Here is a 15,714-nt window from a genome sequence, read left to right as displayed (position 1 = left end):
GATTGTCCGGCGAACCACCGGTCAGGCTTACGGAGCCAGGTGGATGCCGCATTCGGTCTTGTCGCGCCCACGCCAGCGCCCTGCCCGCTCATCCTCGCCCGGCTTGATGCGCGACGTGCACGGCATGCAGCCGATCGACGGATAGCCTTCCGCCACCAGCGGATGGCGCGGCAGGTCGAAACGCTCGAAATAGGCGCGGATATCTTGAGGACCCCAACTGGCGAGCGGATTGACCTTGAGCCTGGGCCCGTCCACCTCGAAGGCAGGCATGCGCGCCCGGGTGGCGCTTTGGTGGCGCTTGCGGCCGTTCATCCAGGCCGAAAAGGGCTGAAGCGCACCGGCGAGCGGCAGGGTCTTGCGCAGATGGCAGCAGCGATCGGCATCCTGCGAAAACAGCATCCCCACCGGATCTTCGCGTTTGAGATCCTCCGGGTCCGGCTTGATCAGCCGCACATCCTTGAGACCGAGCGTCTGCGTCAGCGTCTCGCGGTAGCGGTGCGTGGCCGGGAAATGCTTGCCGGTGTCGATGAAGAGCACCGGCGTCGATGGCTCGATCTCCGACAGCATGTGCAGCCAGACGGCCGATTCGGCGCCGAAGCTCGTCACCGCCGCGATATCATCGAGATCGAACGCGTCGAGTGCGATGCGCAGGATCTCCTGCGGTGTCGCATCGCCGTAGCGCGCCTCAAGGTCGGCGGCACGCACGGCGACATCGTCATCGCACGCACGGGGCGGCCCCGCTGATCCTGTTGCAGGCTCAAACGGTCGCATAGAGCGCCTCCTTGAAGGGTTCCTGCCCCAGCCGCCGGTAAGCGGAGAGAAAACTCTCTGTCTCATCCAGCCGAAGATCGAGATACCGATCGACCAGGGTTTCAACTGCATCAACTACCTCCTCGGACGAGAAGCCCCGGCCAACGATCTCGCCGATGGTGGTGGTCTCATCGCCCGACCCCCCGAGCGTGATCTGGTAGAATTCCTGGCCCTTCTTCTCCACCCCCAAAATGCCGATATGGCCGACATGGTGGTGGCCGCAGGCGTTGATGCAGCCCGAAATCTTGATCTTCAATTCCCCGATTTGCCGCTGTCTATTTGGATCTCCGAAACGTTTGGAGAGGTTCTGCGCGACCGGAATGGAGCGTGCATTGGCGAGCGCGCAGTAATCGAGCCCCGGGCAGGCAATGATGTCGGTGATCAGCCCGGCATTGCCCTCCGCGAGGCCGATCGCGACAAGTTGATCGTAGACCGCTTTGAGATCGTCGAGCGCGACATGCGGCAGGACGAGATTCTGCTCGTGGCTGACACGGATTTCGCTGTGGCCGTAACGTTCGGCAAGATCGGCGATCGCATCCATCTGATCGGCGGAAGCATCGCCCGGCACCGCTCCGATCGATTTCAGCGAGATCGTCACGATGGCATGGCCCGGCAGCTTGTGGGCTTCGACATTGCGGTCGACCCAGGCTGCAAAAGCGCGATCTCCCGCGCGCGCCCGCTCAAATGCCTCAGAACGCGCCGGACGTGGCTCGAGCGCAGGAGGTGCAAAATAGGCGTCGATATTGCGAATATCCTCGGCCGGAAGCGTCAGGTCGCTGCCCTGAAGCTCGGCGAATTCGCGCTCGATCTCGCCCTTCAGTTCCTCCGTTCCCGTCTCGTGAACAAGGATCTTGATGCGCGCCTTGTATTTGTTGTCGCGTCGCCCGTGCAGATTGTAGACGCGCAGGATCGCCGTCACATAGGCGAGAAGGTCGGCCTCAGGCAGGAAGTCGCGCACCTTCTTGGCGATCATCGGCGTGCGCCCCTGGCCACCGCCGATATAGACGGCAAAGCCGAGGGCGCCCGATTGGTCCCGCTTCAGCTGGAGACCGATATCGTGCGTCTGGATGGCGGCGCGGTCGCGCTCCGACCCGATGAGGGCGATCTTGAACTTCCGTGGCAGGAAGGAAAACTCCGGGTGGATCGACGACCATTGCCGGAGAATTTCGGCATAGGGCCTGGGATCGGCGACCTCATCGCCAGCGGCACCAGCGAAATGATCGGCCGTTACGTTGCGAATGCAATTGCCCGAGCTTTGGATGGCATGCATCTCCACGCTCGCGAGGTCGTCGAGGATCGCAGGGATATCGACGAGCCGCGGCCAGTTGAACTGGAGGTTCTGGCGCGTGGTGAAGTGCCCGTAGCCGCGATCATACGTGCGCGCGATATGGGCCAGCATGTGCATCTGCCGCGCCGAAAGGGTGCCGTAGGGAATGGAGATGCGCAGCATATAGGCGTGGAGCTGCAGATAGACGCCGTTCATCAGCCTGAGCGGCTTGAACTCGTCTTCGGAAAGCTCTCCGGACAGCCGCCGCTCCACCTGCCCGCGGAATTGCCGGATCCGCTCCTGGACGAAGCAGTGATCGAATTCATCGTAGCGATACATGAGACTTCCGTTCGCTGAGAAAGAGGAGAGAGCGGCTTAAGCCGCGTCTTCGAAAAGCTTTGTCGGGCGGTCGACCTCAGGCCGGCTTGCATCGAGGCGGCCGACGTCGGGCCGGATGCTCGGGCCCTGCGCCCGGATGCGCTCGCGCAGCCTCACCGGCACGATCTCGCCCTCCGCCTGCGTGACGGCGATTGCGTCCGGGCCGACGATCTCCTGGCGTGAGACAGCCGCAGCCGCGTCCGCAAGGCCTTCCGCAACCTTCTCCGGCGCAAAGACTTTGGCCGCGTTGATATCTTCAAACCAATGGCCTTCGGCTCCGAGCCAGACGACAGCTCCATCCTCAAGCCGGTTGGCCGTGACGACCTGAAGGTCCTGACGCTTGCCGCTCATGCTGCGAGCCTTTCTGAAACGTGGAGGGGTTCGGCCCGATCGAGCCGGGCGGCCGCGACCGCCTCGCCGACAACGACAAGGCTTGGGCCGGAAAGATCCTCGCGGTCCGCAAGGGCCGGGAGATCATTGAGCGTGCCGACCAGCATGCGCTTGTCGGGCCGGCTCGCATTTTCGACGACGGCAACCGGCGTATCTGCGCTGAGGCCGGCATCGGCGAGCCGCGCTGCGATATCGGCGGCGACGCTTCTGCCCATATAGATCGCAAGCGTCATCCCGCCGGCCGCAAGCCGCGCCCAATCCGGCAATGCCTCGCCATACATGTCGTGACCTGTGGTGAAGACGAGAGACGACGCGGTGCCCCGGAGCGTCAGCGGCAGCTCGAGATCCGCCGCTGCCGCAAGCCCCGCCGTCACCCCGGGGACCACGTCGTGGGCGATACTCGCAGCGCGGAGCGCTGCGAGTTCTTCGCCCGCGCGACCGAAGACCATCGGATCGCCAGCCTTGAGCCGCACCACACGACGCCCCTCGCGCGCGGCAGCTATCAGCAGGCGATTGATCTCATCCTGCGATTTCGCGTGGCAGCCCTTCCGCTTTCCGACATTCACGCGCTCCGCATCGCGGCGGCCCTGAGCGATCACGGCCTCCGGCACCAGCGCGTCGTGAAAGATAATGTCCGCTTCCTGCAGCACACGTTGCGCCCGCAGCGTAAGAAGGTCTTCCGCACCTGGCCCGGCACCGACGAGCGAGACGAAGCCACGGGCGGGCACAGCCGCATGATCGATCAAGCGCTCGGCTTCGCGGACCGCGCCGTCCCGGTCGCCCGCCGAAAACAAAGAGAGCGCCGCGCTGTCGAAGAAACCAGCCCAGAAGCGTCGGCGCGCCACCCCGTCGGACAGCCGCGAACGCACCCGTCCCCGCAGGGAATCGGCGAAGGCGATGAAGCGGCCGTAATCGCGCGGCAGCATAGCCTCGAGGCGCGCCCGCAGCCGCCGCGCGGCCACCGGGGCTGCGCCCGTGGTGGTGATGGCAACGGCGAGAGGCGCCCGGTTGACGAGAGCAGGCGTATAGAAATCGCAGAGTTCGGGCCGGTCGACGGCATTCGCAGGAATGCCCCGCGCCCGGGCCGCCGCGACGACCCGGCGATCCTCCGCCTCTTCGCCCGAGGCGGCAAAGACGAGAACGGCGCCCTCGACGTCGGGCGCTTCAAAATCACGGGGAAGATGGCGGGCACCCGTCGAGACGATGGCCTCCTTCAGCGCTGGCGACAGCTCGGCCGCGACGACGGAGATCTCCGCGAGGCTCTCCCCGAGAAGCCGGACCTTGGCGGCCGCCTCATCGCCACCGCCAACCACCAGGACACATCTGCCCGCCACCTTGTGGAAGGCTGGGAAGACATGCAGCTTTTCGGACCGGGAGACGACCATGGGATGCCCTTAGAACGAAACGTCGTTCTATAGGATCACGCAAGTTACATCTCTCAAAGCAACGTCTGAGCGATAAACCAGGAAAACGAAGAAACTGGTTCTAACGCGAGGCAATGCAGAGGAAGCCTGTACGGGCTTCCTCAATACTCGTGTTCGAGCGCGATACCCAGAGCGGAATCGCCCTCCGCCCCGAGCTCGCCGCGCACCTTCACGCCCTTGGTGACATCGAGATTGATCGTCACCTTGGTCGAATCGGCCCCGGCGCCGCTCTGCACGCCGAGATAGATGTTGTCGCTTATGTAACGCCCGGCCTGAACGGCGGTGTTGCCCTCGCTGTCGGTGACGATGTCGAGATCGTCGAGCCCCGTCGCCTCACGCAGCCGACCGAACAGGCCCGGGCCTTCGGTCAGGCCGCCGAGCTCTGCGGCGGCGGCCGCCAGGCGGGCAATCTGGAAAGGCGACAGATCGGCGAGCGAATGGCCGAAGAGAAGCTGAGCCAGGACTTCATCCTGGGGCAGCTGCGGCACGGACGAGAAGGTCACCGCCGGATCGGAGGCGCGCCCGGTGATAGATATCGTCACCGTAATATCGCCGCTGTCGGTGGTGGCGGAGAAATCGAGATAAGGATCGAGATCACCGATGAAATTGACCTCACCGCTGTCGATGGTGATGCGCTTCGTCAGGATATCGAGACGCCCTCGGATGAGCTCAAAACCGCCGGTGGCGACGATATTGGACGTCGAGCCGCGCAACGTCACACGACCGCCGAGCTCGGCGTCGAGGCCGCGGCCACGCACGAAGATCCGGTTGGGTGCGTTGACGACGAGATCGAGATTGGCGCCGCCGCCGCTATCGGCGCCATTCGCCGGTCGCGATCGTGGCCGCGCCTGATGCACCGTCCGCAGGATCGCCGACGTGGCGTTGATATGGTCCACGTCGAGTGCCAGCGCGCCACCCGGAAGGCTTTCCGGCACGGTGATGTCGACACGCTGAAGCCGCACTTCGCCGGAGACCGTGGGGCCGGCAAGGGCGGGGCCAGTGATCTGAAGATCCGCATCGAAGCGGGCCGTGGCGAGGTCCCCGTCGGAATAGCGCCCGTTGCGCGCGGCGAGCGTAAGATTGAGCGGATAGCCGCCCGACAACCCAACCGAGCCTGAGCCGGTGAGCGTGCCGGAGGGCGCGTACTGGGCGTTGAGGCTTTCGACGACAACGCGGTCGCCGGTGAAATTCGCGCGCAGCTGGATGTTGCGCAGAACCGTCCCGGTTTCCGGATCGGCGAAAGTGGCTCCGCTTGTCGTCGCGCTGCCGGATATCTGCGGTGAGGTGAGCGCGCCGCGCACGCCGACATCGACCTGCGCGCGTCCACTGAGCGCCGCATCACGGCTTGCCAGGAAGGTATTGGCGAGTTCAAGCGGCGCGGTCCCGGTGACCCGGAGATCGAGGCTCTGGCTGCCTGTCACCGCGACACTGCCGTTGATCGCGAGCTCGACGCCGCTTCCCGTGATGCGGCTGTTCTGCAAGCGGACAGCGCCGTTGTCGTAGGCGCCCGTGGCGGAAAGCGTCAAAGCGCCGAGACCGATGGAGCGCGTCTGCTGGAGCGAGGCGTTCTGCCAGGTGAGATCGAAGCGCGCCGCAGGTGCTTGAAGCGTACCCCGGGCGCTGGCCGTACCGGTGATATTCCCTTCGGCGCCGAGATCGGGGCGGATGGCATTGATCGCCGCAGCCGGCAGACTGACGATACGGGCGTTCACGTCCATACGGCCCGCGCCGGAGACAGGCACGGTACCGTTCACCTCCAGGCGCTCGCCACGCCGGCCATTGATCGCAGCATCGATATCGACGGAGCCGTCGACGTAATTTCCTTTGGCCGAAATATCGAACGGGCCGGCATTGGCCTGCCGAACCGGGGCTGCGGTCGCACCGCGCCAGGTGACGTCGAAGGCGGGTTCCGGGCGCGCCGACGTTCCCTTGACCTTCGCCTGACCGGAGATAGTGCCGGCGAGATCGAGATCGGGCGCGAAAGCGTTGACGACCGCCGCGTTGACCGCATCGAGAACGACCTGGAGATCGAGCTCGTTGCCGGCCGAGCCATTGACGGTCAATTGGCCGCCGCCCGCAGCAAGCGCCAGATCGTCGATGCCGACCGTGCCGCTTTCGAGAACGATGCGCGACGGACGTTGCAGCTCGGCGGCCACGCCCTGATGCGAAAAGGAGAGAGTCTCGAGATTGACGGCGAAACCCTTTTCGATTGGCTGAAGTTGGCCGGCCAGCCGCCCTCCGCCATCCGCAGTGTCGGCGGTCACCCGGAAATCCGTGTTGCCTTCCGTCTGCTGAGCGGTTCCTTCCAGGCTGCGCACGTCGAAACCGCCGGCACGGATGCCACGAAAATCGAACATGCCCTGGAGAGCGGGCGCCTGAAGCAGGTTCTGTCCCGACAAATCGATACGCCCCGAGGTGACCGAGGCCTGCTCCAGTTTCAGATTGTCGATGGTCCCGGAAACCCGCGCATCCTGCTGACCCTCGTCGGAGGAAAGCGCAATATCGAGATCGACGGCGCCTTCCGCTTCCATAAGGAAGAGCGGCGCGATCGCGGCGATGTTGGGCGCATCGAGGCTGAGATCACCGGAGACGAGCCCATCGGCACGCATCGCAGCATCGCCGGCGAGCTTTGCCGCCCCCGCGGTGACCAGAAGATCCTGCAGCTGCCGGACCCCACCCTCGAGCGAGGCGATGCGCCCCGACCCGTCGATCGGCACGCCCCCGAGATTGCCGGCAAGCGAGAACTCACCGTCGACCTTGCTGCCTGCAACCGTGCCGTTGAAGCTCGCCTTGGCGCCGGTGAGCCGCTTATCCATCATGACGAGGTTGTCGCCCGTCGCCGTTGCGGAAATCTGTGGCGCGGCTTGCGTGCCGGAGACATCGACAACGAGGCGTGCCGCCCCCTTCGCGCGATCTGTGGCGCGAGCGAGATCGTCGATCTCGGCCCGCAGCGCGAGATCGACGGCGTCCGCAGCGTAGCTGCCGTCCGCAGTCAGGGCGAGGGCGTCGGAATTCAGGTGAAGATCGCGGAAGGTGAAACCGCCGGTCTCGTTGCGCGCCACACCACCTTCAAGGCGCACCGGGCCGGTGAGAAGGGCATCGAGAGGGGCGATACCCACGCCGAGCCCTCGGCCGTTCGCGCCGACGGTCAGATCGAAGCCCATCGATTTGAGGTCGACGCTGCCATTGGCGTCGACATCGGCGGCACCGGCAAGATCCTGTCCGGCGAGGCCGGAGAAGCGAGAAAGATCCGCGGTCGATAAAGCGGCGCGGCCGAGGATCGAGCGCAGTGACGCCGCGCCAGTAAAGCTCGCTTCGGTGTTTCCGGCGACGACGCGGCTTTCTTCCACGCGCACCGGCGAGCCCGCCTGCCAGCTGCCTTTGGCGTTCAGGCTGATCTCCTGCCCAACGGCCTGCGCAAGAGCGGTGTCGCGGGGTTCGATCCCCTCCGCCTGCCCTTGGACATCAAAAGTCGCCTGGCGCCCCTGCGGATCACCGAGCGACTGCGCCTGGCCGGAGCCGCGGAAGTTGAGGCTTACGAGATTGCCTCGCGGATGCGTCACGTTCTGGGCCGCAATTTCGGCCTGCCAGCTTTTCTCGTCATCCCCGCTCAAGGAAGCCGTGAGGGTGAGCCCGCCGATCGACGCCTCGCCATTGTAACCGGGCAGCGCAAGAGGAGCCGACTGTCCCTCATTGACGCTGAGGTTGACCTCGCCCTGGCTCGGAAAGCCATCGGCGGCAAGTTCAGCGGTGGCGGAAAGGTTGACCCTTTGGCTTTGAAGATCGACACGACGGATGCTGATCTGGCCATCGTCGCTGCGCAACACGTCGACGGCAAGCTGGCTCTCTCCCGAAAGAAGCTGGGCGCTGTCGCCGGTTGCAATCCCTGAAAGCGAGCCGGAGAGGTTGGCGGTGATATGGTAGGCCGTATCCTGACGTTGGACGGCAGCCTGACCTTTGATTTTCTCCTCGCCCTTGGCGCTCAGCGCGATCTGGGCGGTGAAATCGTTGAGAGGACCTTCGCCGTCGATCGCGAAGGCAAGCGGCGGGGCGCCGGGGATCCCGGCTGCCGTGCTGACGAGACCGCCGGCCGGCTCATCGAAGCTCGCCTCGATGTCGAGAACGTTCTGGCCGGGGACGAGGCTGAAACGGGCATTGAAGCTGCCGCCCGGATCGTCCTGGCGCTCGACCTGGAGCGAGGCCGAGGTTTCGTCGGAGGTAACGGCCGCAGCCCCCTTCAGGCTGAGGTCGGCTTCCTGTCCGATGACGGGCGCCCCGAGATGAATCTGCGGGATGGCGATCTCATCGATTTTGACGTCGATCGGCAGAGAAAAACCCCCGCCGCCGGAATCGGAGGAAGGCGCCGCTTCTGGCCCGGGATTGGGCTTACGGGCGATATTGAGGGAGGCGGCATTGAGGCTGTCGATGTCGAGGCGACCGCGCAGGAGTGCGCCCCGGTTCCACGAGACGGAGACATCCTGCAGCGTCAGCCAGGGGCCGGCATCGTCGGAGACGGTGAGCGAGGCGATCGACGGGTTCGAGGAGAGAGTTCCGCTGATGGCGCCGATGGAGATCTGCCGGCCCGGAGCGGAGAGCTTGCTCTCCAGAAAATTCTGCAGCCAGGATTTGTCGTTCTCTTGCGCCAGAGCCAGGGGGACGCCGAGGCTCACGGCGCCGATCGTGCCCGCAAGCGCCAGAGAAGCAAGAAGGGTGGTCCGTTTCTTCATCAGAAGGCCTGCCCGATGCCGACATAGATGGCGTAATCGGAATCGTCCTTTCCGGCATCGAGCGGCATCGCCACGTCGACCCGGATCGGCCCGAGACCGGTGTAGTAGCGAAGGCCGAGGCCGACGCCGATCTTCAGATCTTCGGAGAAATCGGGAATGGCGTCCTCACTGACGGTTCCGATGTCGACGAAAGGCACGAGGCCGATCGAATCGGTGACGCGCGCACGAAATTCGAGCGAGCCTTCCAGGAGCGACTTGCCGCCCGTGGTCTCGCCGTTCGGCAGATCGACGCCGATCGTCTCGTAGCTGTAGCCGCGCACCGATCCGCCGCCACCAGCAAGGAACCGCCGGCTCGCCGGCAGATCGTCGATCGACGGGCCGACGACGTTGCCCGCTTTGGCACGGGCCGCCACCACGTAATAGCCGCGGCGGTCGAAGCTGTAATAGGCCGCGAGTTCCGCTTCAGACCGCAGCGCCGGATATTCCTCGTAGAACTCGTAGAACGGCTCGCCCGACAGCGTCGCGTGAATCCCTTCGGCCGGATCGAGCTTGTTGTCACGGCTGTCGTATTCGAGCTTCGTCGGCAGTGAGGCGATCAGATAATGATTGATGCCGAGCGCATCCTCGATGCGCGAGCGCTCCAGCTTCACCGCCGTATCGAGGCTGAGATCTTCGGTAAAGCGGTGCGTGAGGCCGACCTGACCGGAGATGCTCTGCTCTTCGTAGGTGTCGTTGTCTTCCCGCTTGGCGGTGACATTGGTGACGAGATCGGTGTCCGGAGTGATGATGCCCGGCCGGGTGAAGGTCGTGGCGAGCATGTAATCGAAATTCTCGTAATCGGCGCCGTCGATCCCCGAGACGCTGCCTTCGATGCGAAGCCGTTCGGCGTGACCGAAGAGGTTCCGATGGACCCAATAGGCGCCGAGCGTCGCACCATCGATGGTGGAGTATTTCGCCTCTCCGCCGATCAGACGGCGCTTGCGTTCCGCCACCCGGACCGAAAGTGGCATGAAACCGTCCGATCCGACGGCCTCGGCCTCCTGAATGGTGATCGAGCGGAACACCTCGAGCCGACGCAAACGCTCGCGTGCCCGATTGATCCGGTCAGGGTTGTACTCTTCTCCGCCCTTGATGCCGGTCATGTAGCCGACGAAGCCTGGATCCATACGCTCCGTACCGCTGACGCTCACGTGCCCGAGGCGGGCGTAGGGTCCGGTATCGACAGCCAGACGGACATCGACCGTGCGCGTCGCGTGATCGGCAACGATCTCACGCTCGACCTTCACCTTGGGATATCCGAACTGCTTCCAGGCGTTGGTCAGGCTCGTTTCCGACTTCAGGATGGCGCCGGATTCCGCCGCCGCGCCCTGGGTCAGGCCGAGCTCCTGAGGCGTATCGATCCGGTGCGTCTTGCGCGCGTTGAAATCTGGCGGATTGACGATGTCGATCGCGGCGAAGTGATAGACCGGGCCTGGATCGACAGTCACTGTCACCGGGACATCGGCCGGCAGCGTCACGTCCGGCGTGATCTGCTCGACGGGTCGCCCGCCGATCGTGATGGTGATGACGCCGCCATAACGGCCACGCGCATAGAGAGCTGTCAGGATGCGGGCGTAGTCCCCGCGCGCACGCGACACGAGACCGGCGGTGCCAGCCGCCGGCTCCTCGCGCTTCCCATAGAGCTGCGAGGCGTTCTCGATCCGATCGCCGATGTCATCGTCGTCCGGGCTGACATTGAGCGTGATTGCGTAGGTTTGCGGCTCGAGAACCGTCTCGTCCGGCTCCTTGTCACCCCAAAGATGGTAGCCGAACAGTTCGAAGGCCTGTGCCGCGGGAGCCTGAAAGACAAGAAACGCACATCCAGCCATGAGGCCGACACGCGCTGCTCGCTTCAGAACGAAGCGGGACGGAAGGCCCAGCCGCAGGCACGACCTCAAATATGTATTCCCGACATGCACTATGCGCTCGACCCCGAACTCGCCCGCGCCCGCCACGCCGAAGAAAACTAGACGATCCAAGATGATGGCGACAGCTATCCCCGGAAGGCTTTCAAGAAGTGTGACCCATTCGCCGCACCCGCTGTGGGTGCAAGCCACCCCAATAGGCCAACAAGATGATTAACTTTCTCACAATCACCAAGGTGAAAGGCTCAAGCCGGTGACACCGACTCCAGCCTCAGCCCATCCCGGCATGCTTCTTGTGAGAGGCCGGACGCGTTCCCATATTCCGATTGCGTCCGGCACGCCGTTTCGGGTCCGGCCGCTAGGTCGCTTCAAAGAAGGACACGGCCGCACAGGCGGCCGTAAAGGAGTACGAGATGACGGATTGCGAACAGCACAAGGCAGACACTGCCGCATTCGCGCAGTTCGGAGGCGGCGAAATCGCCTATGTCCGGCCGGTGAAGTCGGATGATGTGGCGAGCCTCTTCCCCTCCGCCCCTGAGCTTGCGCCGGGGCTCGAGCTTTGGGCTCTTTTGACGGCCGATGGAACGCCGATCCTGTTGACGGATTCGCGCGCCGCCGCCCTCGCCAATGCCCGCAGCAACGATCTGGAGCCGCTCAGCGTCCACTGACGCTTTGCCGTACGCTTCGAGGCCTAATGCCCGAACAGGCCGCCCTCAGGCGGCGCTTTGGGACGACGTGCTGCGGTCAACCAGAAGCGAATAGATTGCGTCTGGGTCGGTGGTGGCACGGAGTTTCGCGGCAACCTGACCGTCCCGCAGCACGCGGGCGATACGAGCCAACGCCTTCAAATGGTCGGCCCCGGCACCTTCCGGGGCCAATAGCAGGAACACGAGATCGACCGGCTGATCGTCGAGCGATTCGAAATCGACCGGCTTCGACAGTCGCGCGAACACACCAGTGATCTTGTCGATCTGCCGGGGCTTGCCATGCGGAATGGCAACCCCCTGCCCGACACCCGTCGAACCGAGCCGCTCGCGCTGCAGGATCGTGTCGAACAATTCGCGTTCCGACAGACCCGTCAGGCGCGCGGCCTTGGCGCAGAGATCCTGAATGACCTGCTTCTTGCTGACGGCCTTGAGGTTCGGCACCACTGCTTCAGGCTTCAGGAGGTCGCTAAGATCCATGAGGATTCACCAAAATTGATCGCCGGGGTGCACCACGCCCCGATCAGCTTCCGCCGCTGTTCGGCTCGGAAGGCTCGTTCAAGGCGGGATCGATCCAGCCGAAATGGCCATCGGGCCGACGATAAACGACGTTGAGACCGCCGTGGGAATGGTTGCGGAAGACGACGACCGGGGCGTCCGTCATATCGAGCTGCAACACCGCGGAGCTGACCGTCATGCGGCGGATCTCCGTCGTGGTCTCAGCAACGATCGCGGGCGCGTATTCCTCGCCGATCTCTTCCTCTTCATCCGGGGGTTCGATGATGAAGGCGTTCGCAGCCGCGCCGGCTAGCTTGTGGCTCGGCTTGCCCTTGTGGTCCTTGATGCGCCGCTTGTAGCGCCGCAGACGCTTCTCCAGCCGCTCCGCCGCCGCATCGAAACCGTCATTCGCGTCAGCACTGGTGCTGCTCGCCTCGAAGACGGCACCAGAATCGAGATGCACGGAACAATCTGTGTGGAAGTTGCGGCCGTTCTTGGCCACCACGACGTGGCCGGCATAGCCGCCGTCGAAATACTTCTTCACCGCTGCCTCGACGGTCTCTTCGATCCGAGATCGCAGAGCCTCGCCGATATCGACGTTTTTGCCGGATATCTTCAATGCCATCGCTAAGAAAGGTCCAGTTGAGAGGGCTCAGTGGCCCGGATGCATACAAGCGTCGGCAGAGGCGGTCACGCGGAGCGTTACGCGCCTCCCCCGAGCGTGTCAATCTTGTTGCTTCTGGCGGCGCAGCATCGCCGCGTAACTGCGCCTAGGCCGGGATGATCCAGCGGCGCACATCATGCAGATCGGAGACGCGCTTATGCGCCACCGGATACTTGCTCATGTCGCCGGCAGCCGCCTCAAGCTCCGCCTCGGCCTCACGGATATGCTCGTCGATGATATCGGCATTGAGCTCCGTCTCCGGCACCGCGAAATCGGCGAGGATGGTGAGGCTGTCGGGCGTCGCGTCAGCGAAGCCACCGCGCACATAGATGCGCTGCGTCTCACCGCCAGTCTTCAGGACTTCCAGGAAGCCGGGCTTCAGCGTCGTCATCAACGGCGCGTGCTGCCGCAGCATCGTGAAGAAGCCTTCCTGCCCCGGCACCACAACCTGCTGCACCTCCTCCGAAATGAGGAGGGCAGAAGGCGTGACGAGATCGAATAGAAATGGTTCGGCCATTTAAGGCTCCCCGGTTGAAAGCCGCGTTAAGCCGCCTCGGCCAGACGCTGCGCTTTCTCCTGCGCCTCTTCGATCGTGCCCACCATGTAGAAGGCGCTTTCCGGCAGATCGTCGTAATCACCGGCGACAAGGCCCTTGAAGCCTTTGATGGTGTCGGCGATGTCGACGAGCTTGCCCGGCGTGTTGGTGAAGATCTCCGCCACGAAGAACGGCTGCGACAGGAAGCGCTCGATCTTACGGGCGCGTGCCACCGTCAGCTTGTCCTCTTCGGAAAGCTCGTCCATTCCGAGAATGGCGATGATGTCCTGCAAGGACTTGTAGCGCTGCAGCATCTCCTGCACCGACCGGGCGACCTCGTAATGCTCCTCGCCGACGATGCGCGGATCGAGCATGCGCGAGGTGGAATCGAGCGGATCAACCGCGGGGTAGATGCCCTTTTCCGAAATGGCGCGGTTCAACACCGTCGTCGCATCGAGGTGGGCGAACGAGGTGGCCGGCGCCGGGTCGGTCAGATCGTCGGCCGGCACATAAATGGCCTGCACCGAGGTGATCGAGCCCTTGGTCGTCGTGGTGATGCGCTCTTGCAAGGCACCCATGTCGGTGGAGAGCGTCGGCTGATAGCCCACGGCCGAAGGAATACGACCGAGAAGAGCCGACACTTCCGAACCCGCCTGCGTGAAGCGGAAGATGTTGTCGACGAAGAACAGAACGTCCTGCCCCTGGTCACGGAAATATTCGGCGACCGTCAGACCGGCGAGACCGACACGCGCACGCGCCCCGGGAGGCTCGTTCATCTGGCCGTAGACAAGGGCGCATTTGGATCCTTCGGTCGAACCGTTGTTCTCCTTCGGATCCTTGTTCACACCGGATTCGATCATCTCGTGATAGAGATCGTTGCCTTCGCGGGTGCGCTCACCCACGCCGGCGAAGACCGAATAACCGCCATGCGCCTTGGCGACGTTGTTGATCAGCTCCTGAATGAGCACGGTCTTGCCGACACCGGCGCCGCCGAACAGGCCGATCTTACCGCCACGAGCGTACGGCGCGAGCAGGTCGATGACCTTGATGCCGGTGACGAGAATCTCCGATTCCGTCGACTGCTCCATGTAAGACGGCGCTTCCTGGTGGATGCCGCGCGTCTCGGAGGTCTTGATTGGACCAGCCTGGTCAATCGCCTCGCCGATGACATTCATGATCCGGCCCAGGGTCTCGTCGCCGACCGGCACTGCGATGGCACGCCCGGTATTCTTGACCTCCTGGCCGCGCGCCAGGCCTTCGGTCAGATCCATGGCGATGGTGCGCACCGTGTTTTCGCCGAGGTGCTGCGCCACTTCCAAAACCAGACGGTTGCCATGGTTGTCCACTTCGAGGGCGTTCAGGATCGCCGGCAGCTCGCCGTCGAACTCGACGTCCACCACGGCGCCCATCACCTGCGCGACGCGTCCCATGTTTGTCTCAGCCATGCCTTTATCCTTGTCCTCTCCCGGGGCGCCGCTCGCACGAACCCAGGACTGATCTCTTATATTCGCCGTTTATCGGCGCGCTAAAGCGATTCTGCACCGGAGATGATCTCGATCAACTCTGTCGTGATCTGGGCCTGCCGCTGACGATTGTACGACAGGGACAGCTTGTCGATCATTTCGCCGGCATTGCGCGTCGCGTTGTCCATAGCCGTCATGCGCGCGCCCTGTTCGGAGGCGCCATTTTCCAGAAGAGCCCGGAAAATCTGTACGGCGAGATTGCGCGGCAGAAGATCGGCAAGGATCGTCTCCTCGTCCGGCTCGTACTCGTAATGCAGCGAGGTGTCGGCGTCCTCCACATCACCGAGATCGACAGGGATGACCCGTTGCGCCACCGGCACCTGAGTAATCACCGATTCAAACCGCGAGTAATAGATCGTCGCGACGTCGAATGCGCCCTCGTCGAACATGGCGAGTAGCTTGTCCGCCACGCCGAGCGCATGACTGAATTCATACTGCCTCACGCCGCGGAAGTCTGTGCGATCCACGATTTCTTTGTCGAACTCGCGGCGCATCATGTCATTGCCCTTCTTACCAACAAGAAAGAGCTTGACCGTCTTGCCCTCGCCCACGAGCCGGCGCGCATCCATGCGCGCCTTGCGGACGATCGAGGCATTGAAAGCGCCGGCGAGGCCGCGCTCGGCGGTAAAGACGACGAGCAGATGCACGTCGTCCTTGCCCGTTCCGGCGATGAGCGCCGGCGCGCTCTCGCTGCCGGCGACCGAGGCCCCAATATTGGCGAGCACCTTTTCCATGCGCTCCGCATAGGGTCGGGCCGCGACAGCCGCCTCTTGGGCTTTACGCAGCTTCGCCGCGGCCACCATCTGCATGGCCTTGGTGATCTTCTGCGTCGCCTTAACCGAGGCGATACGGTTGCGTAGGTCCTTCAGGCTCGCCATGAGCCGCTTCTC

Annotated in this window: 12 protein-coding genes; 1 reads left to right on the top strand and 11 read right to left on the bottom strand. The window is 63.9% G+C overall.

Annotated features, from left to right (window positions below):
- Positions 1-27: 27 nt before the first annotated feature.
- From EO094_RS01190 to EO094_RS01165, 6 genes are all read right to left on the bottom strand, one after another.
- Positions 28-771, bottom strand: coding sequence for a phosphoadenylyl-sulfate reductase (locus EO094_RS01190; RefSeq protein ID WP_128290532.1), 744 nt, complete (start codon positions 769-771; stop codon positions 28-30).
- Entirely contained in the window at positions 758-2,416 is a 1,659-nt protein-coding gene (locus tag EO094_RS01185; protein WP_128290531.1) for a nitrite/sulfite reductase, read from the bottom strand. The genes EO094_RS01190 and EO094_RS01185 overlap by 14 nt, the downstream gene beginning before the upstream one ends.
- 36 nt (positions 2,417-2,452) lie before the next feature.
- Complete coding sequence (locus EO094_RS01180; RefSeq protein WP_128290530.1) at positions 2,453-2,806, bottom strand: DUF2849 domain-containing protein; 354 nt, start codon at positions 2,804-2,806, stop codon at positions 2,453-2,455.
- The gene (cysG, locus tag EO094_RS01175; RefSeq protein ID WP_128290529.1) at positions 2,803-4,230 is read right to left on the bottom strand and encodes a siroheme synthase CysG; all 1,428 of its coding nucleotides are present in this window, start codon (positions 4,228-4,230) and stop codon (positions 2,803-2,805) included. Before cysG ends, EO094_RS01180 begins: the two co-directional genes overlap by 4 nt.
- A gap of 140 nt (positions 4,231-4,370) precedes the next feature.
- Positions 4,371-8,996, bottom strand: coding sequence for a translocation/assembly module TamB domain-containing protein (locus EO094_RS01170; protein ID WP_128290528.1), 4,626 nt, complete (start codon positions 8,994-8,996; stop codon positions 4,371-4,373).
- A complete protein-coding gene (locus EO094_RS01165) occupies positions 8,996-10,864 on the bottom strand; it encodes an autotransporter assembly complex protein TamA (protein WP_128290527.1) in 1,869 nt (622 codons plus the stop codon). Before EO094_RS01165 ends, EO094_RS01170 begins: the two co-directional genes overlap by 1 nt.
- A 449-nt stretch (positions 10,865-11,313) precedes the next feature.
- Here EO094_RS01165 and EO094_RS01160 point away from each other — a divergent pair, with 449 nt between their 5' ends.
- Positions 11,314-11,568 carry a BQ00720 family protein gene (locus tag EO094_RS01160; protein WP_092812941.1) on the top strand — a complete coding sequence of 85 codons (255 nt, stop codon included), beginning with the start codon at positions 11,314-11,316 and terminating at the stop codon, positions 11,566-11,568.
- Positions 11,569-11,613: 45 nt separating this feature from the next.
- On the opposite strand, the gene ptsN is transcribed toward EO094_RS01160, so the two are convergent.
- The 5 genes from ptsN to EO094_RS01135 all read right to left on the bottom strand — a co-directional run bounded on the left by ptsN (position 11,614) and on the right by EO094_RS01135 (position 15,702).
- Positions 11,614-12,084 carry a PTS IIA-like nitrogen regulatory protein PtsN gene (gene ptsN, locus EO094_RS01155; RefSeq protein ID WP_092812938.1) on the bottom strand — a complete coding sequence of 157 codons (471 nt, stop codon included), beginning with the start codon at positions 12,082-12,084 and terminating at the stop codon, positions 11,614-11,616.
- 43 nt (positions 12,085-12,127) lie between these two features.
- Entirely contained in the window at positions 12,128-12,727 is a 600-nt protein-coding gene (gene hpf / locus EO094_RS01150; protein ID WP_128290526.1) for a ribosome hibernation-promoting factor, HPF/YfiA family, read from the bottom strand.
- 145 nt (positions 12,728-12,872) lie between these two features.
- Positions 12,873-13,283 carry a F0F1 ATP synthase subunit epsilon gene (locus EO094_RS01145; protein ID WP_128290525.1) on the bottom strand — a complete coding sequence of 137 codons (411 nt, stop codon included), beginning with the start codon at positions 13,281-13,283 and terminating at the stop codon, positions 12,873-12,875.
- A 26-nt stretch (positions 13,284-13,309) separates the two neighbouring features.
- A complete protein-coding gene (atpD, locus tag EO094_RS01140) occupies positions 13,310-14,746 on the bottom strand; it encodes a F0F1 ATP synthase subunit beta (RefSeq protein ID WP_092812929.1) in 1,437 nt (478 codons plus the stop codon).
- A gap of 80 nt (positions 14,747-14,826) precedes the next feature.
- Entirely contained in the window at positions 14,827-15,702 is an 876-nt protein-coding gene (locus tag EO094_RS01135; RefSeq protein ID WP_128290524.1) for a F0F1 ATP synthase subunit gamma, read from the bottom strand.
- Between the last annotated feature and the right edge of the window lie 12 nt (positions 15,703-15,714).

The sequence above is a fragment of the Afifella aestuarii genome, assembly GCF_004023665.1.
GTDB classification, from domain to species: domain Bacteria; phylum Pseudomonadota; class Alphaproteobacteria; order Rhizobiales; family Afifellaceae; genus Afifella; species Afifella aestuarii.
The sequence above is the reverse complement of the archived record's forward strand: the minus strand, read 5'-3'. Positions and strand labels throughout refer to the sequence as shown.

Excerpts from the sequence above, each read along its gene's own strand:
- EO094_RS01185 (WP_128290531.1), bottom strand. The coding sequence starts at position 2,416 with ATGTATCGCTACGATGAATTCGATCACTGCTTCGTCCAGGAGCGGATC.
- EO094_RS01160 (WP_092812941.1), top strand. The coding sequence starts at position 11,314 with ATGACGGATTGCGAACAGCACAAGGCAGACACTGCCGCATTCGCGCAG.
- EO094_RS01145 (WP_128290525.1), bottom strand. The coding sequence starts at position 13,283 with ATGGCCGAACCATTTCTATTCGATCTCGTCACGCCTTCTGCCCTCCTC.
- atpD (WP_092812929.1), bottom strand. The coding sequence starts at position 14,746 with ATGGCTGAGACAAACATGGGACGCGTCGCGCAGGTGATGGGCGCCGTG.
- EO094_RS01180 (WP_128290530.1), bottom strand. The coding sequence starts at position 2,806 with ATGAGCGGCAAGCGTCAGGACCTTCAGGTCGTCACGGCCAACCGGCTT.
- cysG (WP_128290529.1), bottom strand. The coding sequence starts at position 4,230 with ATGGTCGTCTCCCGGTCCGAAAAGCTGCATGTCTTCCCAGCCTTCCAC.
- EO094_RS01135 (WP_128290524.1), bottom strand. The coding sequence starts at position 15,702 with ATGGCGAGCCTGAAGGACCTACGCAACCGTATCGCCTCGGTTAAGGCG.
- EO094_RS01170 (WP_128290528.1), bottom strand. The coding sequence starts at position 8,996 with ATGAAGAAACGGACCACCCTTCTTGCTTCTCTGGCGCTTGCGGGCACG.
- EO094_RS01165 (WP_128290527.1), bottom strand. The coding sequence starts at position 10,864 with ATGGCTGGATGTGCGTTTCTTGTCTTTCAGGCTCCCGCGGCACAGGCC.
- hpf (WP_128290526.1), bottom strand. The coding sequence starts at position 12,727 with ATGGCATTGAAGATATCCGGCAAAAACGTCGATATCGGCGAGGCTCTG.
- ptsN (WP_092812938.1), bottom strand. The coding sequence starts at position 12,084 with ATGGATCTTAGCGACCTCCTGAAGCCTGAAGCAGTGGTGCCGAACCTC.
- EO094_RS01190 (WP_128290532.1), bottom strand. The coding sequence starts at position 771 with ATGCGACCGTTTGAGCCTGCAACAGGATCAGCGGGGCCGCCCCGTGCG.